Raw genomic sequence first — 23,808 nt, 5'->3', positions numbered from 1 at the left:
TAGGTGAGGTAATTAAAGAAGAAGCAGGAGTAGCTACCTGCTTCTTAAAGTCGTCACTTGACTATAGATGAACAAACTGTCTACATGACCAGGGGCAACTCGAACTGAAAATCGATTTGTAAAATTTTATTTAACCATTTTTTCTTCAATTTCATGGATGTAAGAATTTAAAATACCAATTTGCTCCTCTAATTTTTTCTTATGTTGAAATAGAATTTCTTTTGTATTCATATTTTCATATTCTAAATTTATGTTTGGGATGCTTGCTCTTATATCATTAATGGACATTCCTAGATGTCTAAAACATCTAATTAAATTGAGGATTTCAATGTCTTTATCATCAAATGTACGATTTCCTTGTTTATCTCTTTTTATTGTAGGAACTAAATTTATCTTTTCATAATATCTAATAGTACTTGAAGGAATTTGAGCTAATAGGCTAGCCTTTTGAATTGAATAAATAATACAACCTCCTTGACTTAAAGTATGGTTTAACCATTAAGGTATATAGTATCAAACAAAAAGGAGTATGTATAATGAAAAATATTTTAGTAGTTGTAACTAATATTTCTAAATACCCAAATCATGAACGTGCAACAGGATTATGGTTTGGAGAAGCTGTTCACTTTGTAGATAAGATGGAAAAGGAAGGATATAAAATAGATTACGTTAGCCCAAAAGGTGGATATACACCGATCGATCCACACAGCTTGCAACCAGATCAAATGACTGAATTAGATTGGCAATATTATTTAAACAATGACTTTTTAAATAAGCTAGGTACTACTTTATCGGCAGATGATGTTAATCCAGGAGATTATGATGCCATTTACTATACAGGTGGACACGGTGTAATGTGGGATTTCCCTAATGATGAAAATTTACAAAATATCGCTATTAAAATATATGAAAATGGCGGGATCATCTCTGCTGTTTGTCATGGTTCTGTTGGTTTATTAAATATTAAAAATGCGGCAGGTGAAAATCTAATTGCCAATAAAAAGGTTGCAGGCTTCGCAAATACTGAAGAAATTGCACTTGGATTAGATAAAATAGTTCCATTTTTAACAGAAGATGAACTTGTTAACAAAGGTGGAAATTATGTTAAAGGCGAAGACTGGGCAGAGTTCGCTGTGGTTGATGACCGGGTTGTCACTGGACAAAATCCATCATCAGGTGGTGCAGTTGCCAAAGAGGTATTGAAATTATTAAAAATAGCAAGATAATATCACACTCGTGCTTCTTGAAAAAACACTTCTTTGATCAATTATTGATCAAGGAAGTGCTTTTTATATTTTGCTAACGGCGCTTGAATACTTTGGTTTAATGAAAACTCGCGTAAAAGCTCAAGAGAAATCAGAAATATTTATGCAGCATTAATTTTTAAATAGGATCAAGAATAAAATCGCACTTACCAACATTACCGTGAACCATATCATCATAAGTAGGTGAGGTTTTTTAGTTAAACAAATAACGGAGCTGTCCCATAAGTAGATTAAATAAAACAAGTTGATAATTATTATCGACTTAAAATGTTTGTTTGGTAACTTTCATTTTTACACGAAGTGGCAATTCTTTTATATGCTTTTATACGTTCAGTTTATTGGAATACAGGCGTTGACTCCTGTGGAAACGATGGCGGAAGAAGTTCAATTAGTCCCGGAGTAAAAGACCCTGGACTGAGCAGCGAGGGAAGCGTCCGCAGGTTAGAGATAAAAAGAGGGCTTTCCCGAAAAGGTCATTTTCATGACCTTTTGGGACAGCCCCTTTTTTAAATGAATAATTATAATGATTTAAGGTATTTAGTTGAACAAAAAGTACCCGCACAAAGTGGAGATTCAGAACAAACTTTAACTTGATGAGACAGAAAAAAGATTAGTTTCGATTTTATTTATTTAATACCGTTTTGTAATAGTTCAGGGAATAAGTATTGTATGACATGCATAGTCAAACGTCTAGACTTTCCTTTGTATGGATAGGAATGCATATACATTGATGGATTAAAGTTTGCTTCAATAATTCCATAAGCATCTTTATTAGTCGCAGAAACATCTTTATTTTCTATAATCAAATCAATCCCACTAATTTTAGCTCCAAGTGCCAATACGGCATCCACTGCGATTTTTTTATAGTCATCAGAAATTTCATCAGTCACATCAATTGAGTCTCCACCCGTGCTGACATTAGAGTTTTCACGCAAATAGATGATTTCATCATTCTTTGGAATCGAACTAAATTGATAGCCCTGACCTTTAAGCATAAGATTCTCTAATTCACCTAATTGTATCGTTTCTAAAGGTGTCCTATGGTCTTTTCCTCTTAAAGGATCGCGGTTCTTTTCAATGACTAATTCTTCAATGGTATGTTTACCATCACCTTTAACATTTGCAGGAACTCGTAATAAAATGGCAAGAACTTTATTGTTTAACACAAAAAAACGATATTCTGTTCCATTTAGAAACTCTTCGATTAAGACAGAAGAATCTTCTTTAAATGCTAGTGTTATTGCTTTTTGATAATCTTCGTAATTTGCGCCTTCTTTAAAGATAGAAATTCCAATTCCATAGTTTGTTGTTTTAGGTTTCACAACAAAAGGTTTGGTGGAAAACAATTCATAAGAACGTAAAGCATGTTCTATTGTCTGGTATTCCTCACCAATTGGAACACGGAATCCTTGCTGATGAAGGATTTTCTTCGTTACTGTTTTATTTTCCATAATTAAAGTGGATACATAACTATCTTTACTTGTCATATTTCCATTTTTCACATACTCAACATGATCATTTAATTTAAGCTTCAAAAATTGATCTTGTCGATCTAAAATTTCTACCTGAATTCCTTGCTGAATTGCATCAAACATTAAAAGCTGAGTGGACAACTCCATGTCAGTAAATCCTGTTAGTTGATATGGTTTATCCCATGACTTGTTATAATTTTCTTTAGCAATACTCGTAGCTACTTGACCTTGACTAGTTTTTTCACTTTCCTCATAAAGTCTTCCAGCTAAAGTTTTACTTGGGTCGATTAACATTTCCCGCAGATTAACAAATAATGTATCTGAAACAGTTAAGTTTAAGTTTTCTACTAAATCTTCCATTTCATTAATAATATTTTCAGCCTCAACTTTAAGTTGTGTATCTGCTAATGGATGCTCAAGAGCGACAAGCTCATTGTAAGATTCACCTGCTTTTACCCATTCATCACAATTCTTACCGTCATCTTTCCATAGTGAATAAAGTAAAAGAAGATGTAAAAATTCTGCTTGTTCATGGCTAATTCCATACGTTTCAAAAGGATTTAAATCTATATTTCGGAGCTCAATATATTTAATACCGCTATCTTCCAAATCCGATGCGTGTTGTCCGCCTCTTAAACGTACAGCTGAATAAAACTCTTTTTCTTCTATCAATAGTCCCTTTTTAACCATCAAAGAGAGGTCTGATACATAGTTCTGTATGCTGCTATAGGATACATGAACATCGTCATGATTGGTGTAACCATATTTACTGCTTCTAATACTTCTTACTGGCTCATTCAAAGAACATTCTTCGAAGAAATTCTTTTCACTACTCGGAGAAGCGCCGTAAAAATAAGTTATTAACCATCGATCGTGTAAATAGTTTCTCGCTACTTTTAGATAGAGTTCTGTTTTAAATTGCCCGTAATCGTTAATCTCCGATTGTAATTTAAATAACGCTTGGATTAACTCATCGCCGAATTCAAAGTTGAAATGAATACCGCTAATCATTTGTTTACGGCGACCATACGTTGTTCCTAAATATCTGCGATAAAGTACATTATCGTTATTTTTTAATTTCGCAATAATGATGTCTTCTTCTTTTTCCGGTAACGCTGGCGGCATGCTTAATGGCCAAAGCATCTCATTTTCACCCATAGAACGATAGGCTACTTCGTGGATTGCAGATAAGTAACTAAACAGTTCCTCCAGATTTTCCGTAACAGGTGTTATTAATTCCATCTGTGTTTCCGCAAAGTCTCGCTGAATATAAGGATTTTCATCATTTATTGAAATACTTTTAGGATGATCTGTTTTAGCCAAATCTCCTGCTAGGTCAATGCGTTGACCTTCTTTTTCAATTCCAAAACGAGCTTTTAATAAGTAGGGTTTTACACTTTCATTGGCTAGCATTTTTTTAATCTCCATAATATCTATACCTCCTAATAAATTAGTTTTATAGAGTAAACTTTAAGATACAAAAATAGGCAGTAATGAAAAATATCCACATTTAATTGCAATGTGGATATTTTCCATTCTAACACTTATTGTAAAAATAGAATCATTTCAAGTTTTCCATATGGAAATTAAAATGTTCATCTAAGAAAGTACTAACAAAGAAATAGCTATGGTCATAGCCTTCAGCTTTGTTGTAAGTTATTTGTTGATTATTTGCTTGCGCATTTTCTAGGAAATTAGTTTCATCCAATTGATCTGGATAAAAGTTATCTGCAGTTCCTTGTGAAATAAGGATAGGTGGCACATCAGCTTCTTTGATGAGTTCCGAAGCATCCCATTCTTTCCAAGCTGCTTTATCTTCACCTAAATAAGACGTGAATGCTTTTACTCCCCACGGAACTTGGCTCGGACTTGAAATAGGTGCAAATGCAGAAATTGATTTAAATCTCTCAGCATTTTTCATCCCAATTAATAAAGCACCGTGACCGCCCATGGAGTGCCCTGTAATACTTTCTTTTCCAGAAAAGTTCGGAACTAAAGTGGAAGCAATACCCGATAATTCTTCTGTGATATACGTATACATTCTATAATTCTTTGCCCACGGATCTTGTGTCGCGTCTAAATAAAATCCGGCACCTTTTCCAAGATCCCATCCTTCATCATCCGCCACATCTTCCCCACGTGGTGACGTGTCCGGAATCATAACAGCTACTTGATATTTCGCAGCCAATGCTTGAAAGCCGCTCTTTTGGCTGAAATTATCATCTGTACAAGTTAGACCAGATAGCCACCAAATAAGAGGGATTTCTTTGTTTTCTTTATTTGAAGGTAAGTAGATACTAAATGTCATATCACATTGTAGGGCTTCTGAGTAATGGGTGTACTTACATTGTTCTCCACCAAAAGAGCGTTTTTGTTCAATTAGTTTAAGACACATTATTTCACTCTCCATATGTTAATATTGTACGAATTGACTCACCTTTATGAAGTAAATCAAATGCCTTATTAATATCCATAAAGTCTAAATTATGGGTAATAAACGAATCTAAATCAATCTTACCGTTCATAAAGTCTTCAATCATGCCTGGCAGTTCAGTTCTTCCTTTAACACCGCCAAAAGCTGAACCTTTCCAAATTCGACCCGTAACTAATTGGAATGGGCGAGTAGAAATTTCTTTCCCTCCAGCTGCTACGCCGATAATAATACTTTCTCCCCAACCTTTATGACAACATTCAAGAGCAGATCTCATTACTTCTACATTTCCAATACACTCGAAGCTATAATCTACTCCACCATCTGTCATTTCAACGATGACTTCTTGTATTGGTTTATCAAACTTAGAAGGATTAATAAAATCTGTTGCGCCCATCTTCTTAGCCAATTCGGCTTTACCATCATTCATATCAATGGCAATAATCCGACTAGCTTTCGCTTGAACCAATCCTTGAATAACAGCTAATCCAATAGCTCCTAAACCGAATACCGCTGTCACAGCGCCTTCTTCGACTTTCGCTGTGTTATGAACAGCACCAATACCAGTAGTTACACCACATCCAAATAGACAAACTTTATCAAGCGGAACGTTTTTGTCTTCAACTTTTGCTAAGGAGAATTCAGAAACTACTGTGTATTCGCTAAATGTACTTGTTCCCATGTAATGATAAATAGGTTCCCCGTTATAAGAGAAACGAGTCGTTCCATCAGGCATTAACCCTTTACCTTGAGTCTCTCGTACAGCACTACATAAGTTTGTTTTACCAGAAAGACAGAATTTACATTTGCCACATTCAGCGGTGTATAGTGGTATAACATGGTCCCCTGGTTTTACTGAAGTAACTCCTTCACCTACAGTTACGACAACACCAGCGCCTTCATGACCTAGTACGGCAGGGAATACGCCTTCTGGATCATCACCCGATAATGTATAAGCATCTGTATGACAGACTGAAGTGTACAAAATCTTTACTAATACCTCGCCTGCTTTTGGATCTTCTACATCGATTTCTACAATTTTAAGTGGTTCTCCTGCTTTAAATGCAACGGCTGCTCTACTTTTCAAATTAACTCCTTCTTTCTTTTGTTTTATTTTATCTCATCTTAACTATATACCCATAATCACATACAATTAAGCTTAATACAATACTGACATTTTTGTCACTAAGTAGTATGATTAACATAGGGAGTGAAGTATATGACAATTCATTATAAAGAAAAGGTTTTTTTTACCGGTAAAGACTTGGCGTTATCAGTTATAGGCGGACGTTGGAAAATAGCAATTATATGGTGTTTGCTTCAGCAGTCTCCATTAAGATTAAGCGAAATGCAAAGAAAACTTCCTCAAGTCAATCAACGCATGTTAATTAGACAACTAAGGGAATTGGAAGATGATAAAATAGTTACTAGAACTGTATACCCTGTTGTACCTCCTAAAGTTGAATATGAATTAAGTGAAATTGGTCTTCGCCTAGAACCCGTTGTAACATCCATCTGTGATTGGGGAGACGACTTTAATAGTTTTTTGGAAAAGAATTCTAATGAGGATTTAGTTGATTAAAATTTAATAAGAGCTGAACTATTTTTAAATATTTGGCGAACAATTTAGTAACTTAGATAGGGAGTTGGTATAAGGGATGAACAAGAAAGATATTGCAGCAATTCGTAAACAGTTTAAGTTAGAAACGGATTTACTGAAGATTAACGACATTTATAAAGTTTATATTAAACAAGAGAGTAATGAAATCTATCATGAGGAGAGCCAACCGTTTGCATTGTTAGACCGGGAGCAACAGGAACTATTTCTCGCTAATTTCAAAAAAGTATTAGGCGGGAAACTTGATGTAAAGATGTTTGAAGTTAGTTTTATGCAGCAAAAAGAGGAACAAACGGATCATACACAACGGCTTTTATATGAGGGAATTCATGCGGAAAGTGTGGAAGACTGGAAAACCGGTATGCATAGTATCGCACAAAAAATGATTCAGGATGTTAATTTTGAAAAAGACCTAGTTATCACATTCATTCGCGGAAACTATTATAAACCGAAGAAAAAGAATCTAGATGAATATGAAATGGGACAACGAGATGAGGCGTATACTATGCCATTCATCCTTTGTAGCATGAATCAGACGGAACTTCCAAAACGTTCACTCGTGTTTGACTTTGTTGGGAAAGAGTTTAAGTCTAGTCTGATGCTGGATCCAGTCATAAACCTTACTTCTCCTACTGGTGGCTTTTTATTCCCATGCTTTACAGACAACTCAGCAGATACTAATCATATCCTATACGCTGCCGGAAAATCCAATAAACCAGATTACCAGTTTATTGAGCATGTACTAAATGGTGAGGAAATAATGACTGCAGAGGATGATAAAGCTGTTTTTGAAGAGATTGTAAAGGAAGTAGTTGGCGATGAGGTGAATACAAGAACGCTAGCCAATGTATATGAAGAAATCAATCGCATGATGGATATAGAAGCCGAAGATGAGGAAGAAGAAACTGTTCCGATTTTGGATAAGATAGAGTTAGAACGTGTGTTAAAAGCGAGCGGTGTACAAAATGTGAGTACTGAAAAAATAGGAATGGCCTTTCAGAAAGTAGTAGATGATGAAACGTATGAAATGAAAGCAAGTCATGTCGTTCCAAGTTACACATCCAAGTCTATTAAAATTAGCACGAAAGTCGCTGATATTTCGATAAGCCCACAAGATTTGAGGTATGTCAGACAGGTTAATTATAAGGGACAACGATGCATCTTAATCGAAGTAGAAGAAGATACGATGATTGAAGGATTTACACTAAGTGAAGAAGAATTATTATAAAAAACTTTTTTGTGTTTTATTCCCTATACTTATTGAAGTTTTAATAAAAAGAATGCTTCATAATAAGAAGCATTCTTTTATTATTATTTATTTAAAGTAGGGAATCTTTTTCAATACAATACAGGCTGGAATGGCTACAATAATTCCTATTACACATTGTAGAATATCACCTGGAATAGATGCTACTGGGATGATCCAACTTTTAAAAAGAATGGCTTCGCAAATGTAATAACCGGCTAACATGAACGGTACCGAAATAATTGTAGCTAATAGATTGAAACCGCTATTTGCCCCTTTACGACCATTTGACCAAGCGATTTTCCCGACGATATATCCTTGGAATCCTCTCGTTACAAAAGTGAAAGGTGCCCACAAAGTCCAACCCGCAAATAAATCGAATAAACCCATACCAAATGCACCGGCAATGGCCGCTTTTCTAGGACCGAATAGTATTGAAACGATAAAGAGCATTGCAGTGCCTAGATGAACTAATCCACCTTTTGCGGTAATTGGTAGTTTTATATTTAGTAAAAGTGTTGCAACGAAAATAAGGGCGATTAACATTGATGTTAAAATTAAATTGAATGTCCGTTCATTAGAATAAGTTGTTGCTTTTTGCGTAGTCATTAACTTTCCTCATCTCATTTTATTATGAGCATCTTGAAAACTTACCTATTAAAGTTTTCTTCCCGGATGTTGTTTGCTCACTGTCAGTTAACTTTAGCAAAAATTTGGTCTCTTTGAAAGTGCCAATTTAGTACAAATGATAGAGGTCAGATTATAATGAATAGAGTTATTATGAAGTAATTTATTATAAAGTTAAAAAATGAGCAGGCTAGTAATTAACTAGCAATGCTCATTTTTTATTGATGAGTCTTGGAATTGACTCATTTTACACCTTAAATCGTTGTACCATTTCTTGCAAATCAAGCGCTTTTCCAACGAGATCTGTTGCAACAGTATTAATTTCAGCAATTGTCGCCATTTGCTCTTCTATAGCAGCTGAGTTATGTTCGGCTTGTGCTGAAGCAGTGCTCGCATTTACTGCAATATCTGTGACAGAGGCAGAAACTTCTTCTGCATTAGCTGAAATCTGTTCTGTAGATGCTGAGATCTCCTTAATCTGATTACTCATTACTTGAACGGCTTCGACAATTGTTAAAAATGAGTTACCCACTTCTTCAATCATTTCAACGCCATGCGCTGTGTTCTTTAGACTTACTTCCACGGAAGCCTCAACATTCTTCGTGTTTTTCTGAATGGCTAATGTCAATTCTACTATCTGACTAGCGGAAGCTTAATGATGCGTTCTGTACTCGTTTTGAATTCTTCTGATATTGTCATAACCTCTTCTTTTCTTTCCAAATACTTATGAATCAATTCTTAAACAGTTAATTACTATTAATTAAGTGGATGATTATGGAGGAACGAATGAATTGTATTTAAAAGGTTATGGTTTCAAATTACTTTTCTAAAAAAGGTAGTAGCCGCTGACTATAAAGCAGATTTAAAATAAATTAACATAAAGCTCTAATTATATATCTGGAAAGAGTTAGGACAAAAAAATAATTACCATTACCGAGAAACCTTGCAACGTCCTCGAAACTAGTCAACGTATTACAGAAACTACACAACATTATGTGCGAAGTAATCAACGTTACCGTGAAACTTTGCAACGTCCGCGAAACTAGTCAACGTATTACAGAAACTACACAACGTTTTGAGCAAAGTAATCAACGTTACCGTGAAACCATGCAACGTCCGCGAAACTAGTCAACGTATTACAGAAACTACGCAACATTATGTGCGAAGTAATCAACGTTACCGTGAAACCATGCAAAGTCCACGAAACGAGTCAACGTATTTTAGAAACTATACAACGTTTTGTGCAAAGTAATCAACGTTACCGTGAAACCATGCAACAATCGCTGAACGATAAAAAAATGAGCAATGCTAGTAAATAACTAGCATTGCTCATTTTTATTATTTTGTAAAGTTGTCGAAGTAGCCTTGAATGAAGACAATTGGTGTTCCTTTGTCTCCGCTACCTGAAGTTAAGTCTGCTAAAGAACCAATTAGGTCAGTTAATTTACGTGGTGTTGTTCCTTGAGATTCTATAGATCCGACTAGGTCATCATTTTTGTTATCAATGAATCCAGAAATTGCTTGTTTTAGCTCTTCACCTCTTAGATCAGCGAAGTTGTTGTCAGCTAAATACTTTAACTTCACTTCATTCGGTGTACCGTCAAGTCCGGCAGTATAAGCAGGTGATACGACGGGATCCGCAAGTTCCCAAATCTTACCGACTGGGTCTTTAAATGCGCCATCTCCATAGACCATAACTTCAACAGTTTTACCAGTTTTCGTAATAAGCATTTGTTGAATTTTATCGACGACTGGTTGACAATTACGCGGGAAAAGTTTCAAGCTATCTTCTGTTGCAATATTTGAACCGAGAAGTCCGAACAGTTCATTATACCCGCTGCCATCAATGGATTCGTTCATGATGTTATCTAGGCTGTATATCTTTTGTCCGCCATTCTCTTTTAAAATTCTTTTTGTTCTTTGTCTTGTATGAACATCACAAGTAAGAATGTTTTTTGTATAATCCAAAATTGTTCTTGGGTTATTTGAAAAGATCACTTCACATTCTATGTTAAACTCAGCTGCGATTGATTTATAAAAGTCTATATAGTCAATGCCTGTAAAAGCATGTTTATTGTATCCGAAGTAATCGCGGAATTGAGTTTCTGTTAATACGTCTGTCCAAGGGTTAACACCTTTTTCATCTAGTAAGTCAAGGTCTACTAAGTGATTTCCAACCTCATCAGATGGATAACTAAGCATGATAACAATTTTCTTCGCACCTTTTGCGATACCACGAAGACAGTTACCAAAACGATTACGACTTAATATCGGAAAAATAACACCGATTGTATCATCTCCGAATTTTGTATGGATATCTGCGGCAATATGATCAATTGTTACGTAGTTTCCTTGCGCACGCGCAACAATGGATTCAGTGATAGCAACGATGTCTTTATCATTAAAAGTAATACCTTCAATTTCGGCTGCATCTAATACGCTATCCACTACGATTTCCTCAATGTTATCGCCTTTGTTAATAATTGGACAACGAAGTCCTCTAACTACAGTACCAACAACTCTTCCCATTACAATCGCTCCTTATAGCTGATAAAGTGAGTGTTCACTTTTCAGACGGCTTTTAACAATTTAATTTATTTATTTGCTGATTATGTCTTAATAACTTGTGTGGTTTTCGCTCTGTATTACAAAATACGCTATACTTGTACTATATAATAATTCAGTGGTATAAGTAAAGTTAATATATGTAATAAGGGGTATAAGAGGAGCTTATATGGTTAGCAAATTAGATTTATATAAAGTTTTTTTAGTTGTTGGAAAAAGTGATAGTTTTTCAATGGCGGCAAAAGCGCTTTACATGACGCAACCAGCCGTTAGCCAATCAATTATGCAATTAGAAAGTGAATTAGATACTCGCCTTTTCAATCGAACGCCTAAAGGGGTCACTTTGACCGACGAAGGCAGTCTTTTATTTGAGTATGTGAATTCTGCTTTAAGTTTAATCGATGCTGGAGAAGAAAAAATAATGGAATTTAAAAATTTAACAGCAGGGGAACTAAAAATAGGCGTGGGAGATACAATCTCTAAGTACTTTTTGCTTCCTTATCTAGAAAATTTCCGTAATAATTACCCGAATATTAAAATCAAAATTGTTAATGGAACGACAGATGAAATTATTTCAACTCTGAAATCAGGGGAAGTCGACATTGCGCTCTGCAACTTTCCTATTGAAGATTCGTCTTTGGAACTAAGACCTGTGTTTGAAATCCATGATACTTTTGTTTATGCTGAAAAGTTTAGAAGATTATTGTCAAAACCAGTTCATCTACAGGAACTAGTGAAGCTACCACTAATTTTTCTTGAACCGAAGTCAAACTCTAGAAAGTATGTAGAGGACTTTTTATTATCAAAAGGAATCCAAATTTCACCTGAGTTCGAATTAGGCTCGCATGATTTATTATTGGAGTTTGCAAAAATTAATTTAGGTGTCGCTTGTGTAACAAGGGAGTTTTCAGAGAAGTATTTAAGAAATGGTTTATTGCATGAAGTTCAGTTAATCGACGAAATACCGAAAAGAAGTATTGGCATTTGTTATTTGAAAAGTGTACCATTATCACCTTCATCAACGAGATTTTATGAGCTCATTTTAAATAAGATGAATTAGGAAGGAGTGGCGATAGAGATGAAAACAATTATGGTAGATGATATCGTTAAACACTTCTCACTAGAAGTACTGACTGGAAAAGACCAGCTATCACGACTTATAACTAAAACTAAGTCACGTCGACCTGGTTTGGAGTTTATCGATGTATTTGAATTTATTGCGAAAAATCATATTTTAATTTTAGGTAAAAATGAAAATAACTATTTACATACTTTACGTGATGAAGAAGCGAAATTTCGCATTGGTAATATGGTCAAATATGATCCTCCTTGTGTGATTATTACGACACAGCAAAAAGAACCGTTAGGACTGCGACAGTATTGTATGGAAGGGAAAATTCCTGTTTTACGCACGGATAAATCAACGAGTGAATTTAGAACTTTGTTAGATTTGTATTTAGTTAAAATGTTGGCACAAGAAATTGCCATTCACGGGGTTTGTGTCAATGTTTCGGGTATTGGGATTTTGCTTCGGGGAAATTCAGGTACGGGCAAAAGCGAAACAGCTAATACACTTATCCGCCGGGGACATCGCCTTGTTGCGGATGATATTGTTGTATTAAAAAAGCTTAGTCCTCAGACGATTTTAGGGACACATAATGAAAAAAACAAGGAATTTCTTGCTTTACGGAGCGTTGGTTTGTTAAATGTTGTGCGTTCTTATGGACGAGCTGCTTTTCAGGAAGAGACACGAATTGTGCTTGATATTGAATTAACAAAATGGCATGACGAGTCACTCAACAATGAATTGGAACTAGAAACGGACTTTGTAGAGTATATGGACGTTGAAATTCCACATATTGAAATTCAACTTCAACCAGGCCGAGACGTGGCTGGGTTAATTGAAGCGGCTGCGAATAACTGGTTCCTTAAGCAACAAGGGTATAGTGCAGCTGAAGAGTTCATCAAGCGGGTCGAATCTGATATGTAAGTTGTTGGCTTAATTGTTTGTTATATGGAGGAAAGTTATGAGGTTGAATCAATTTATAAGTGCATCAGGATATTGTTCAAGGCGTCAGGCAGACCGCTTTATAAAAGCCGAACAAGTAACCGTTAATGGGGAATTAATCTCGCTTGGTCATGTAATTAGTGAAGGGGATCGGGTGGAAGTTGAAGGACAACTAATTGTGTCTAAGGTAAATAGTATTTATATTATGCTCAATAAACCGCCTGGTATTACGTGTACGGCAGCAAGTAATATTGAGGGAAATATTATTGACTTTGTTAATTATCCTGAAAGAATATTTCCGGTTGGTCGTTTGGATAAGCAATCGGAAGGTCTCATTATTTTAACGGATGATGGTAGTATTGTGAATGCACTTTTACGGGAAGAAAATAACCATGATAAAGATTATATTGTTACGGTTGATAAAGAATTAACTTCTTCATTTATAGCGGAATTGGCTGAAGGGGTAGACATTTACAATCCTAGGAAAAAGGATAACACTAGGACAAAGCCATGTATTGTTGTTCAGTTAGATGCGTTTCGTTTTAAGATTACTTTATCGCAAGGGTTGAACAGACAAATTAGACGAATGTGCCGACGATTTCAATACACAGTTACAAGACTACAGCGCATGCAAATTAAGGATTTACAACTAGGTCAGTTAGAAGTTGGTCATTGGCGCCATTTAACAAAAGAAGAAGTGGATAGTTTAAAACTATGAACAATACTAATTAAAAGTATCTACTCGAAATACTTGAGTAGGTACTTTTAAAACTTTTTATTGGACAGGACATCATTTTTGTTGTTAAATTATATAAGTGGTTAGTTAGTATAACTAACCGAATTAAGTATATTGAAGGAGATGGCTTTGATGACAGATCAACAAGTATTTTTTCGAAACTATAGATTGCTCTATCGACCAATAATCAGTCAACTCAACATTTTGTTAGCACCGTATGGCTTGTTTAATTCACAGTGGACGATTTTAAATTTAATTTTACAAGCGGGTACAATCACACCTGCAGATATAGCAAATCGTCAACAAGTTGAAAAGCCTACTGTTACGAAGGTTCTTCAGCGTTTGAAAGAGTTGGATTATGTAGAAGTAACACAAGGAGTGGACAAGCGCGAAAAATGGATTCGTTTGACTAATACGGGGAATACTGTTTGTGAAGAAGTAATGCTTCAGTTGCAAACTATTTATGAAGAGGTTTTGGTAGATGTGACAAGTGAAGAGTTACAAATCGCTATCAAAGTATTAGAAAAAGCAAATAAAAATTTAGAAAAATAAGAGGGTATAACAATGAAAGAACAAAAATTATGGACTAAAAACTTTATTGTGGTTTCTATTATCAATTTTTTCTTAATGCTTGTTATGTATTTATTAATTGTTACGATAGCTCCGTTTACAGTAGAAAAGTACGGTGTTTCAACAAGTATGGCTGGACTTGTTTCGGGAATTTTTATTATTGGAACATTGATTGCACGAATTGCGACAGGGAGTATTATTGAACGGGTTGGAAGTAAAAAGATATTATTTATTGGTCTAATTGTATCAATGATTGCAACTGCACTTTATTTTGGAGCGACGACATTACCATTACTTTTGGCTAACCGTTTATTTCACGGGATCGGTTTGGGAATCGCATCAACTGCGACAGGTACGATTATTGCACAAATTATTCCCCCATCACGACGAGGTGAAGGTATTGGTTATTTTAGTATGAGTACTGTTTTGGCAACAGCAATAGGTCCATTTGTTGGGATATTTATGAGTCAGCATGTAGCGTTCAATAAGATTTTTGTTCTTTGTCTTATATTAAGTATAGTAAGTGTCGTGATGTTCTTTTTTGTTAAGGGGACACAATCAAGTATTGCTTCTCCAACAGAGGGAACGATTGAAAAAGCACATGGATTATCCAAATTTATTGAGATAAAAGCCTTGCCAATTTCTATTATTACGCTTTTGGTAGCACTTTCTTATTCAGGTGTATTGTCGTTTATTTCATTTTATGCAAAAGAAATTAACCTTGTTCAAACGTCTAGTTTTTTCTTTCTTGTTTATGCTTTTGCGGTGTTAATATCAAGACCTTTTACGGGTAAATTATTGGATATAAAAGGAGCCAAGTTTGTCGTATATCCGGCTCTAATAAGTTTCGCGTTGGGTCTACTTTTATTAAGCCAAGTGCATAAAGGTTGGACGTTATTATTAGCAGGTGCCGTGATAGGTCTTGGATTTGGGAACTTCCAATCTTGTGCACAAGCCGTTGCATTAAAAGGAATTCCAATCCATAGAATTGGCGTTGCAACATCAACTTTTTACATCTTTTTGGACTTCGGATTTGGTTTCGGTCCATACTTTTTAGGATCTATCATTCCTGTATTAGGCTATAAAGGATTGTATTTAAGTTTAATGGGCGTTGTCATTGCAGCCACATTATTGTTCGCCTACTTGTATCGAAAGAAAAATGTTTTGGCGGCGAGTTAATAATTTTAGAATGAAACATTATGAAATATCATAAAAAAAAGCGAGTACATCTTATAGAAAATGTACTCGTTAATTACTTGACTTCTTAGGCTATTTAAAATCTTTTCTCTTGTTATATTATATGACGTTTATCGAAATATATAAATATATTTAACGATGATAATGCTATTATTGACTATTGATTTAAAGAACTTAGTGATTTATTGTGAGTTTAAGTAAATATTATTTACTTGCAAGGACAGGATTATCCAAAGTTACTACATCTCTTTCTGTTATATAAGGTGATTTTACGAAAAGCGCTTTAAAGTTTACATTGGCTTTATTTGTCAGATAGTGTGTATCTTTAGGTGCACACTGTACCATATCACCAGGTCTTGCTATAATGTGTTCACCATTAATGTAGAAATCAATTTCACCTTCTAAAATATAGAAGATTTCTTCACAAGTAGTATGATAGTGGTTCTGAAAGTCCTGTCCAGGTTTAAGTACAACAATACCGACATCCACATTTGGGCCCCGTGTTAAATACTTTGGACCATGATCCTCAAAACGATATTCAAAGTCATTTTCATTTACTTTTTTCATTGTAATCACCTCCTCTCAAGTAGTTAAACCAGGTGCTATCCACATATGTTCAGTCAATTTTTGATCTGCTAGTTTTAGTTGCTCGGTATATACACGACGCCATGTTTCATAAAGTTTGTGATAGGTTTGATGATGTTCCATATTAGGTTCGTAAATTATTTCGAATTTGACGACCTTTTGAACGATATCTGAAATATTATCAAATATCCCTGCACCGACACCTGCATATAATGCAGTAGCCAGGGCAGCAGCTTCCTTCACTTTAGGAACTTTCACAGGAATGCCTAGCATATCTGCAAGAATCTGGGACCACAGCTTACCATTTGATGCGCCCCCTGCAAAAATAACTTCACTTGGATAATAACCAGTAACCTCTTCAATCAGTTTAAAGTTTCCTAGAGTCACCATTGCTGCATTTTCCTGAAGGGCTCTGAAAAGTACTTGTTTACCAGATTTTTCTGGGTCTAAACTTAAATTAATGAATGAAGGGGCTGCATGTCTCCATGAGATAAAGTTCATAACATCGGAGAAAATAGGAATTACTCCATGTGAACCTACGGGTACGTCTTTTGCTTTCTCCTCCATTACTTCATAAAAATCTTTTCCTAACCTTGCAGCTTCTTCTACTTCTTGGTCACAAAAACTATCCCTAAACCATCGAGTTACTAAACCTGGGAAAAAAGCGATTGTTTCTACTTGCCATAGATTAGGAATTGCATGACAATTAATTCGAATTCGATTGTGCTGATCAAAAATCGGTTTATCAATATTCAATTCTTGTTGCCAAAAGGATCCACCGGACACGATTGCCTGCCCATTTTCAATTGCACCGACACCAACTGAAGCTAACTGGGCATCACCACCACCTGCCACAACAAGTGTATCTTCACTTAATCCAGTTAATGATGATATATTAGAATTAATATGTCCAATAACTGTTCCAGCTTCGTTGACAGTAGTAAAAATTTCTTTGTCTATTTTGAATAATTCAGTTATTTCTTCTGACCAATTTCTATTTGTCAAATTAAATAATCCAGTTGTACAACCATTTGAAGGGTCTGACTGAAGTACTCCCGATAATTTATACAGGATCCAGTCATTAATCATTGTGATTGAAGAGACCCTTTCATATATTTCCGGTTGATTATTTTTCAACCATTTTAGCCTTGGTACTGCTCCTAATGCAAAAGTTTGACCTGATAGTTTATATGAAACTTGTTCTATATCATTACTTTGGCGTTTCAATTCTACAACTTCCTGGCTAGCTCTGGCATCAACATTCGCGCATGCCCAAATTTCGCAACCGCTTTCATCATAAAGTACGAATCCTTCTCGCATACTTGTTGCGCTAACAGCCCTTATAAATTTTGGATTAATTGCAGTTGATTGAAGTACATCTTTGATACAATTAACAATTATCTTCCAGTTTTCAACGTAGTCAAAGTTCATTGAACCTGGATAATTTGAATCTGGAAGATGTGTCCACTCATGTTGTGACACATAAATTTGTTCCCCGTGCTCATCAAATAAAACAGTTCTTATACTACCAGTACCTGCGTCAAATGCTAGAAGATAATTCATTCCATTTATTCCCCCTTAAATGTAAGTAATTGAGAGGCAGTTTCTTCATCAGTAATTAAGGTTGAAATATATCCACCTTTTAGTGCGCCGTATATTGCACGTACTTTTTCATTTCCACCAGCAACGGCAATGACATTCATTTCTTTTAATTTACTTAAAGGCATACCTATTAATCTTTTATGCAGTGGAACATCTATAATATCTCCATTAATATCATAGAATTGTCCCAAAATGTCGCCAACACCGTTTTGATGTGTGATGTTCGTCAATTCATTTAGAGTAAGTTTATTTTCCTGAACAATTGTAGCCTCTTTAGATAAACCACCGATACCGACTAGTACATATTTAGAAAGTGCTGCAAGTTCAAGAATTTCTTTAACGGAAGGTTCGGATAAGAACTGTTTTGCTACTTCTTCGGTGGATGTGATAAAAGGAGAGGGAATGGCGTAAATACGACCATTGAATCCCTGACCGATTCCACTATTTTGTTTTTGAATGTAGTTATTAACACCACCCGTTAAAGTTACGATAGAAATGTTTCTTGATGCTTCAATATTAATTTCATTTAATGCGTGAGAGACTACTCCCCCCCATCCTACTCCTAATAGTTCATTATCCGAAACTAAATCTTGAAGTATTTGAGCTGTTGCTTTAGCTAGTGAAAATTTAATATCAGTTTGTTTTTTAGGTGTAGGTACAATAATTGCATTATCTAAATTATAGATTTCCACTAATGCTTTCTTTAATTCCAAACAATTTGCCTCAATTCCATTAATGTGGAATTGTACTATGCCATCTATTCTTGCTTTTTCTAATAACCGAACAATCTTATTTCTATTTAGCCCTGTAATTTCCGCAATCTCCGATTGTGTTAAGTTATCCTTGTAATAGTACCAAGCGATTTTTGTGGCCAAAGGATCGTTATAAACCTTTACGCTCATATATAGGTTCCTCCAAACAATTAATAATGAAAAAAACAAATGTTTACTTGGGATAATATTAACCTCTGTATTTAGTATAGTCAACTACAAATGTAAGTATGCTGTAAATAAAGATATATTTAAAATTTTGAATAGACCATTGACTTATGTAAGCGCTTTATATAATATTAGTCTAAAGAGTTTAGATTAGTCCAACAATTTAAAAAAAGAACAATTGTAACTAACATTATTTTTTTACTCTTATTTTAATTATTGAGGAGGGAAGCTACCTTGTTAGACAATAGTTTACTAGAGATTACTAATTTGCATAAACAGTTCAATGGAAATCAGGTTTTGTTAGGGATTGATTATACCTTAAAAAAAGGTGAAATATACGCAGTAGTTGGCGGAAATGGCGCTGGAAAATCAACACTGATGAAAATTATTACAGGCTTATACAAGCCTGATAGCGGAGAAATAAAAGTTAACGGAAAAGTAGTACGTTTTGCAAATCCAAGTGACGCTCATAAACACGGTATCTATTTAGTCCCACAGGAACCACTAATTTTTCCAAATATGACTATTGAGGAAAATATTTCGATGGGACTAAAAGGAAAAGGTAAATCTAAAGAACTTAAAATGAAAATACTAGAAGTAATTGATAGAGTCGGCTGGGATTTAGATATTAATCGGTTAGGAATGACGCTTTCTATTGCAGAGCAGCAACTTGTAGAAATCTTAAGGGGACTTGTTCGCGAGGCGCAGATATTAATATTAGATGAACCAACTTCAACATTGACGCACAATGAAATTACTTCGCTCTTTGATACGATAAAACAACTATCTAATAACGGTATTGGAATTATCTACATCACACACCGATTCGCTGAAATTTTTGAGCTATCTCATTCAGTAGCTGTTCTAAGGGATGGAAGGATTTCTGCGCAAGGTAAAATTTCTGAATTTTCATATAATAGATTGTTAGAAGGTCTAGTATCAGTAAGCGCAAAACAGGACTTAAATATTCCAAGTAATCAAAAGAAAAACGCCCAGAGTGAAGTTTTGCATCAATCTTCTAATAAGCAATTGGGGGAAATTATTTTAAAAGTAGTTGATCTTTGTGGGAAGAAGTTTCGTAACATTTCGTTTTCAGTTAGAGAAGGAGAAATTCTTGGGATTGCAGGAGTTGTTGGTGCAGGTAGAACAGAGCTAGCAGAAGCAATTTTTGGGATTGAAGCATTCGATTCTGGCACAATTGAATTGGCAGGTAAGAAAATAAAAAATGTGTCCATTCGAAAAATAATGGATTTAGGGTTGGCTTATGTTCCTGAAGATCGTCACGCGCATGGTGTTTTTAAAATCACTTCTATTCGAAAAAATACAACTTCTACAATATTAAATCGGTTTTCAGGACTTTTTCTTCCTATCAAAAAAGAGAATGCAATTACAACCGGTTATATAGAAGATTTAAAAATAAAAACGGAAGGAACTAACCAGGAATTGAGCGATTTGTCTGGTGGAAACCAGCAAAAGGTAGTCCTTGCAAAATACTTGGCAACCGAACCAAAAGTTATTATTCTTGATGAACCAACACGAGGAATTGACGCTAGTGCAAGAGCGGATATTTACCGCATCATAAATCAGTTGAAAGAAAAAGGATTGGCTGTATTGTTAATTTCGTCTGACACAGAAGAAATTGTAGAATTAAGTGACCGTGTACTAGTCATGCATGAGGGAACAATTGAGAAGGAAATAGAAAAAGACAAACTTTCGGTTGATAGCATTACTTCAGCAGCGTTTGGTGTAAAAAAGGATGTGATTGCATGAAATCACTAATGTATAAAATAATAAAAGTTAGAGAATTATCCATAATTGTTTTAATGATTGCTTACTTTCTCTTCGTGGGATCAATTAATAGCCAGTTTACAAATATAGATTCAATTGTTTTGGTTGTAAATGGAAGCATTATCTTATTGGTGATGGCAATTGGGCAATCATTTGTTCTCTTAACTTCCAATATCGATGTTTCTGTTGGTTCTATCATGGGTTTATCCGCCGCGGTTTGTGGGACGCTTCTTGCAAGTGGTGCAAATCTAGGATTTGTTGTTTTTTCGGTCTTATGTGTAGGTGCAGTGGTCGGACTGGTAAATGGGATTGGCGTCTCTTATTTGAAAATCCCAGCCATTATCATGACATTGGGTATGTTGGGTGTGGTTCGAGGTCTTATGCTTCTTTATACAAAGGGCATGTGGATTGAGAATATACCAAACTACTATAAAAAGATAGCTAGAATGGAAATTCTGGGGCTTCCTTATCCCATATGGATTGGTGCATTATTAATTTTAATTTCCTACTTGTTCTTATCTAAAACAAAGTTTGGTAGATACTTTTATGCAGTTGGCGACAATGCAGACGGCGCAGAATTAGTCGGTTTGCCGGTTAACATTGTAAAAGTTCTTGCTTTTATGTTATCAGGCATAACAGCAGCTGTTGCAGGTCTAATTTTCGTTATGAATATAGGATTTGTTCCAAACCAAACGGGAAGTGGAATAGAACTTCAAGTAATAGCTGCAGCAGTATTAGGTGGAGTTGGTCTAACTGGTGGAGTTGGTAGCGTCGTGGGGGCGGGACTAGGGGCTATTTTCTTCACGGTCATTAATAGTTCTCTTGTTTATATGAAAATCCCGGCTTATTGGAACAGTGCAATTTCAGGTTTATTACTAATTTTAATTGTTGTTGGAGACTCTGGTTTCCAGAAGTATCTTAAACAACGTTCAAGTAAAAATACTAAAATTGGTGATTATAAGACCAGTAGTTTGGAGGAAACAGAACATGAAAAGCAAACTAAAGCGATTACTTAAGTGGGAGCTTTTCCTGTTTATGTTTTTAATTGGGGAAATAGTCTTCTTCGGTCTTCTAACTCCTGGTTTCTTAAACCTGCAAAATCTATTATTTAGTATGAATGACTTTGCATATATAGGACTGGCAGCAATCCCGATGACCTTTGTTATCATTACTGGAGGTATTGATGTTTCCGTGGGATCCATTATGGGGCTTGCCTCGATTACCATTGGAGTTTTGTGGATTGGAGGACTAAATATTTGGCTTGCGCTTGGTATTTCTCTAATCATCTGTATTTTAGCAGGATTATTTAATGGTTTAATTGTAGCGTTTACTGATGTTCAACCCCTTGTTGTGACATTGGGTACAATGTTTCTATTTGCTGGTATTGCACTTGTAATATCAGGTGGCTCTAGTGCAACTGGATACGAAGGAATTAGTGGATTTCCAGATCCCTTTGTTCAAATTGCAAATGGAATCACGTTAGGGCTTCCTAACTCAATATGGTTACTGCTATTAATATTAATATTATTTGGAGCACTGCTTCATTTTACGAAATATGGACGTAATGTATTTTTAGTTGGAATCAACATCAAAGCAGCTAAATATAGTGGAGTAGCTACTAGATGGATTGTTTTGAGTACTTACATGTTAGCTGGTTTAGGGGGTGGTATAAGCGGCGTCATATTAACATCCTATTTCGGTTCTGCTAGATCTGATTTAGGCGCACAAGCAATTTTGCCAGTTATAACGGCAGTAGTGCTTGGTGGAACAAGTATTCTAGGGGGGAGAGGTACTGTTTTAGGTACTGCAATTGCAAGTATAGTCGTTGGCATGATGAATTACGGCCTTCAACTATCAGGCATGTCTAGCGAACAAACAACTATTATTGTAGGTGCTATTCTAATCGTAGCTGTTCTGATGAGACAATCTAATATGAATCACTTAAAGAAACTGTTTAACAAGAATCAAAGCACTAAAGCAAGGTCAATTTGAAAAAAAAATTTACCCTAAGGGAGGAAATTATATAATGAAAAAGAATAGACTATTATTACTTATAATTTCGGTACTTCTGCTTGTTGTTGTAGCTGCTTGTAATAAGGAACCAGAATCAGGTTCTGACAAGGGTACAGATGAAAAAGTACCGGTAAGTGGTGAAGGGACTGTCAAAAAAGAAGACGTGAAAATTGCCTTCATTCCGAAACTAACGGGGGTAGGATTCTTCACATCAGGTGGACTAGGTGCAGAAGAAATGGCAGAATCTTTAGGTGTTCAATTTAAATACGATGGTCCTAGTGAAGCATCGGTTGCAGAGCAAGTAAAGTATATTAATAACTTTGTAAACCAGGGATATAATGCACTAATGATTTCTTCTACATCCGTAGATGGTTTAAATCAAGCGTTAGACCGTGCAAAACAAAGGGGCGTTAAAATTATAACATGGGATTCTGATGTGAGTCCTGAGCACAGATCTTTTTATATTAACCAAGGGACCCCGACTCAATTAGGAGAATTGCTTGTAAATATGGCAGCTGAACAAACAGATAAAGAAAATGCTAAAGTAGCATTCTTCTATTCAAGCCCAACTGTTACTGATCAAAACCAGTGGGTTGAGCAAGCAAAAGTTTATATTGCAGAAAAGCATCCCGGTTGGGAGATTGTTACAATCCAGTATGGTGAAAATGATGCACAAAAATCATTGACGGTGGGAGAAAGTATCTTAAAAACATATCCCGATATTGATATCATTTTAGCTCCAGATGCAACAGCTTTACCCGCAATGGCGCAAGCTGTCGAGAATCTTGATCAAGCAGGAAAAGTAATTGTTACTGGATTCTCTACTCCAAATGTTATGAGAGATTATGTTAAACGTGATACAATCAAAAAGTTTGGTTTATGGGATGTTAAACAACAAGGTGCTATTGCTGCTTACGTAGCATACTTAATGACTGTTGAAGGTAAGGAACTAAAAGTAGGAGATTCATTTGAAGTACCTGGAATTGGAGAAGTTACAATTGAGCCAAACTCTATTCAAGGCTATGATTATGAAGCGGATGATAGCGGTATTATTTTATTACCAGAAAGAGCAGAATTTACAAAAGATAATATTGACAACTACGACTTCTAATTAAAATTAGGAATAGGGTAGAAATCCTAGCTTGGA

At 35.3% G+C, this 23,808-nt stretch carries 21 protein-coding genes and 1 pseudogene; 12 read left to right on the top strand and 10 right to left on the bottom strand.

Annotated features, from left to right (window positions below):
- Positions 1-126: 126 nt before the first annotated feature.
- Positions 127-453, bottom strand: coding sequence for a MerR family transcriptional regulator (locus tag AC3RV6_RS18570; protein WP_489749310.1), 327 nt, complete (start codon positions 451-453; stop codon positions 127-129).
- Positions 454-536: 83 nt separating this feature from the next.
- On the opposite strand from AC3RV6_RS18570, the gene AC3RV6_RS18565 reads away from it, so the two are divergent.
- The gene (locus AC3RV6_RS18565) at positions 537-1,226 is read left to right on the top strand and encodes a type 1 glutamine amidotransferase domain-containing protein (RefSeq protein WP_489747433.1); all 690 of its coding nucleotides are present in this window, start codon (positions 537-539) and stop codon (positions 1,224-1,226) included.
- Between the two features lie 665 nt (positions 1,227-1,891).
- Here AC3RV6_RS18565 and gshAB read toward each other — a convergent pair.
- The 3 genes from gshAB to AC3RV6_RS18550 all read right to left on the bottom strand — a co-directional run bounded on the left by gshAB (position 1,892) and on the right by AC3RV6_RS18550 (position 6,255).
- Positions 1,892-4,165: a bifunctional glutamate--cysteine ligase GshA/glutathione synthetase GshB gene (gene gshAB / locus AC3RV6_RS18560; protein WP_489747432.1), complete on the bottom strand. Its 2,274-nt coding sequence runs from the start codon at positions 4,163-4,165 to the stop codon at positions 1,892-1,894.
- A gap of 133 nt (positions 4,166-4,298) precedes the next feature.
- The gene (fghA, locus tag AC3RV6_RS18555; protein ID WP_489747431.1) at positions 4,299-5,132 is read right to left on the bottom strand and encodes an S-formylglutathione hydrolase; all 834 of its coding nucleotides are present in this window, start codon (positions 5,130-5,132) and stop codon (positions 4,299-4,301) included.
- A gap of 4 nt (positions 5,133-5,136) precedes the next feature.
- On the bottom strand, positions 5,137-6,255 hold the full coding sequence (locus tag AC3RV6_RS18550) for an S-(hydroxymethyl)glutathione dehydrogenase/class III alcohol dehydrogenase (RefSeq protein ID WP_489747430.1): 1,119 nt from the start codon (positions 6,253-6,255) through the stop codon (positions 5,137-5,139).
- A 132-nt stretch (positions 6,256-6,387) separates the two neighbouring features.
- On the opposite strand from AC3RV6_RS18550, the gene AC3RV6_RS18545 reads away from it, so the two are divergent.
- The gene (locus tag AC3RV6_RS18545) at positions 6,388-6,750 is read left to right on the top strand and encodes a winged helix-turn-helix transcriptional regulator (RefSeq protein WP_489747429.1); all 363 of its coding nucleotides are present in this window, start codon (positions 6,388-6,390) and stop codon (positions 6,748-6,750) included.
- Positions 6,751-6,826: 76 nt separating this feature from the next.
- Positions 6,827-8,014, top strand: a complete 1,188-nt coding sequence (locus tag AC3RV6_RS18540) for a DUF4317 domain-containing protein (protein WP_489747428.1) — start codon at positions 6,827-6,829, stop codon at positions 8,012-8,014.
- Between the two features lie 87 nt (positions 8,015-8,101).
- Here AC3RV6_RS18540 and AC3RV6_RS18535 read toward each other — a convergent pair whose 3' ends face one another.
- The 3 genes from AC3RV6_RS18535 to AC3RV6_RS18525 form a co-directional block, all read right to left on the bottom strand.
- A complete protein-coding gene (locus AC3RV6_RS18535; RefSeq protein WP_489747427.1) occupies positions 8,102-8,641 on the bottom strand; it encodes an ECF transporter S component in 540 nt (179 codons plus the stop codon).
- Between the two features lie 265 nt (positions 8,642-8,906).
- Positions 8,907-9,296, bottom strand: coding sequence for a methyl-accepting chemotaxis protein (locus AC3RV6_RS18530; protein WP_489749309.1), 390 nt, complete (start codon positions 9,294-9,296; stop codon positions 8,907-8,909).
- A gap of 701 nt (positions 9,297-9,997) precedes the next feature.
- A complete protein-coding gene (locus AC3RV6_RS18525; protein ID WP_489747426.1) occupies positions 9,998-11,188 on the bottom strand; it encodes a coenzyme F420-0:L-glutamate ligase in 1,191 nt (396 codons plus the stop codon).
- A 205-nt stretch (positions 11,189-11,393) separates the two neighbouring features.
- On the opposite strand from AC3RV6_RS18525, the gene AC3RV6_RS18520 reads away from it, so the two are divergent.
- The 5 genes from AC3RV6_RS18520 to AC3RV6_RS18500 all read left to right on the top strand — a co-directional run bounded on the left by AC3RV6_RS18520 (position 11,394) and on the right by AC3RV6_RS18500 (position 15,717).
- Positions 11,394-12,284 (top strand): LysR family transcriptional regulator, encoded by an 891-nt coding sequence (locus AC3RV6_RS18520; RefSeq protein WP_489747425.1) that lies wholly within the window; start codon positions 11,394-11,396, stop codon positions 12,282-12,284.
- Between the two features lie 18 nt (positions 12,285-12,302).
- Complete coding sequence (gene hprK, locus AC3RV6_RS18515) at positions 12,303-13,214, top strand: HPr(Ser) kinase/phosphatase (protein WP_489747424.1); 912 nt, start codon at positions 12,303-12,305, stop codon at positions 13,212-13,214.
- 37 nt (positions 13,215-13,251) lie between these two features.
- Positions 13,252-13,950: a pseudouridine synthase gene (locus tag AC3RV6_RS18510; RefSeq protein WP_489747423.1), complete on the top strand. Its 699-nt coding sequence runs from the start codon at positions 13,252-13,254 to the stop codon at positions 13,948-13,950.
- Between the two features lie 150 nt (positions 13,951-14,100).
- Positions 14,101-14,520 (top strand): MarR family winged helix-turn-helix transcriptional regulator, encoded by a 420-nt coding sequence (locus AC3RV6_RS18505; protein ID WP_489747422.1) that lies wholly within the window; start codon positions 14,101-14,103, stop codon positions 14,518-14,520.
- A gap of 12 nt (positions 14,521-14,532) precedes the next feature.
- Complete coding sequence (locus tag AC3RV6_RS18500; protein WP_489747421.1) at positions 14,533-15,717, top strand: MFS transporter; 1,185 nt, start codon at positions 14,533-14,535, stop codon at positions 15,715-15,717.
- A 222-nt stretch (positions 15,718-15,939) separates the two neighbouring features.
- Here the strand turns inward: AC3RV6_RS18500 and AC3RV6_RS18495 are convergent, their stop codons facing one another.
- From AC3RV6_RS18495 to AC3RV6_RS18485, 3 genes are read right to left on the bottom strand one after another with little or no spacing between them, the layout of a single operon-like run.
- Positions 15,940-16,302: a cupin domain-containing protein gene (locus tag AC3RV6_RS18495; protein WP_489747420.1), complete on the bottom strand. Its 363-nt coding sequence runs from the start codon at positions 16,300-16,302 to the stop codon at positions 15,940-15,942.
- Positions 16,303-16,317: 15 nt separating this feature from the next.
- The gene (lsrK, locus tag AC3RV6_RS18490; protein WP_489747419.1) at positions 16,318-17,883 is read right to left on the bottom strand and encodes an autoinducer-2 kinase; all 1,566 of its coding nucleotides are present in this window, start codon (positions 17,881-17,883) and stop codon (positions 16,318-16,320) included.
- Between the two features lie 5 nt (positions 17,884-17,888).
- Positions 17,889-18,824 (bottom strand): sugar-binding transcriptional regulator, encoded by a 936-nt coding sequence (locus AC3RV6_RS18485; RefSeq protein WP_489747418.1) that lies wholly within the window; start codon positions 18,822-18,824, stop codon positions 17,889-17,891.
- 270 nt (positions 18,825-19,094) lie between these two features.
- Here AC3RV6_RS18485 and AC3RV6_RS18480 point away from each other — a divergent pair, with 270 nt between their 5' ends.
- From AC3RV6_RS18480 to lsrB, 4 genes and pseudogenes are all read left to right on the top strand, one after another.
- On the top strand, positions 19,095-20,630 hold the full coding sequence (locus AC3RV6_RS18480) for a sugar ABC transporter ATP-binding protein (protein ID WP_489747417.1): 1,536 nt from the start codon (positions 19,095-19,097) through the stop codon (positions 20,628-20,630).
- A gap of 8 nt (positions 20,631-20,638) precedes the next feature.
- A pseudogene (locus tag AC3RV6_RS18475) lies at positions 20,639-21,577 on the top strand (ABC transporter permease subunit); the annotation flags it as partial.
- A gap of 58 nt (positions 21,578-21,635) precedes the next feature.
- Entirely contained in the window at positions 21,636-22,640 is a 1,005-nt protein-coding gene (locus AC3RV6_RS18470; RefSeq protein ID WP_489747416.1) for an ABC transporter permease, read from the top strand.
- Positions 22,641-22,674: 34 nt separating this feature from the next.
- Positions 22,675-23,772 (top strand): autoinducer 2 ABC transporter substrate-binding protein LsrB, encoded by a 1,098-nt coding sequence (lsrB, locus tag AC3RV6_RS18465; protein ID WP_489747415.1) that lies wholly within the window; start codon positions 22,675-22,677, stop codon positions 23,770-23,772.
- Positions 23,773-23,808: the final 36 nt, after the last annotated feature.

This window comes from Sporosarcina sp. So3-204 (assembly GCF_058068165.1).
Note: the sequence above shows the minus strand (reverse complement) of the source record. Positions and strands in the feature narration are given on the sequence as shown.

Bases quoted from the DNA above. Each gene is read 5' to 3' on its own strand.
- AC3RV6_RS18470 (WP_489747416.1), top strand. From the start codon at position 21,636: ATGAAAAGCAAACTAAAGCGATTACTTAAGTGGGAGCTTTTCCTGTTT.
- AC3RV6_RS18505 (WP_489747422.1), top strand. From the start codon at position 14,101: ATGACAGATCAACAAGTATTTTTTCGAAACTATAGATTGCTCTATCGA.
- gshAB (WP_489747432.1), bottom strand. From the start codon at position 4,165: ATGGAGATTAAAAAAATGCTAGCCAATGAAAGTGTAAAACCCTACTTA.
- AC3RV6_RS18510 (WP_489747423.1), top strand. From the start codon at position 13,252: ATGAGGTTGAATCAATTTATAAGTGCATCAGGATATTGTTCAAGGCGT.
- hprK (WP_489747424.1), top strand. From the start codon at position 12,303: ATGAAAACAATTATGGTAGATGATATCGTTAAACACTTCTCACTAGAA.
- AC3RV6_RS18540 (WP_489747428.1), top strand. From the start codon at position 6,827: ATGAACAAGAAAGATATTGCAGCAATTCGTAAACAGTTTAAGTTAGAA.
- lsrK (WP_489747419.1), bottom strand. From the start codon at position 17,883: ATGAATTATCTTCTAGCATTTGACGCAGGTACTGGTAGTATAAGAACT.
- AC3RV6_RS18500 (WP_489747421.1), top strand. From the start codon at position 14,533: ATGAAAGAACAAAAATTATGGACTAAAAACTTTATTGTGGTTTCTATT.
- AC3RV6_RS18535 (WP_489747427.1), bottom strand. From the start codon at position 8,641: ATGACTACGCAAAAAGCAACAACTTATTCTAATGAACGGACATTCAAT.
- AC3RV6_RS18545 (WP_489747429.1), top strand. From the start codon at position 6,388: ATGACAATTCATTATAAAGAAAAGGTTTTTTTTACCGGTAAAGACTTG.
- AC3RV6_RS18525 (WP_489747426.1), bottom strand. From the start codon at position 11,188: ATGGGAAGAGTTGTTGGTACTGTAGTTAGAGGACTTCGTTGTCCAATT.
- AC3RV6_RS18565 (WP_489747433.1), top strand. From the start codon at position 537: ATGAAAAATATTTTAGTAGTTGTAACTAATATTTCTAAATACCCAAAT.
- AC3RV6_RS18485 (WP_489747418.1), bottom strand. From the start codon at position 18,824: ATGAGCGTAAAGGTTTATAACGATCCTTTGGCCACAAAAATCGCTTGG.
- AC3RV6_RS18520 (WP_489747425.1), top strand. From the start codon at position 11,394: ATGGTTAGCAAATTAGATTTATATAAAGTTTTTTTAGTTGTTGGAAAA.
- AC3RV6_RS18495 (WP_489747420.1), bottom strand. From the start codon at position 16,302: ATGAAAAAAGTAAATGAAAATGACTTTGAATATCGTTTTGAGGATCAT.
- fghA (WP_489747431.1), bottom strand. From the start codon at position 5,132: ATGTGTCTTAAACTAATTGAACAAAAACGCTCTTTTGGTGGAGAACAA.
- lsrB (WP_489747415.1), top strand. From the start codon at position 22,675: ATGAAAAAGAATAGACTATTATTACTTATAATTTCGGTACTTCTGCTT.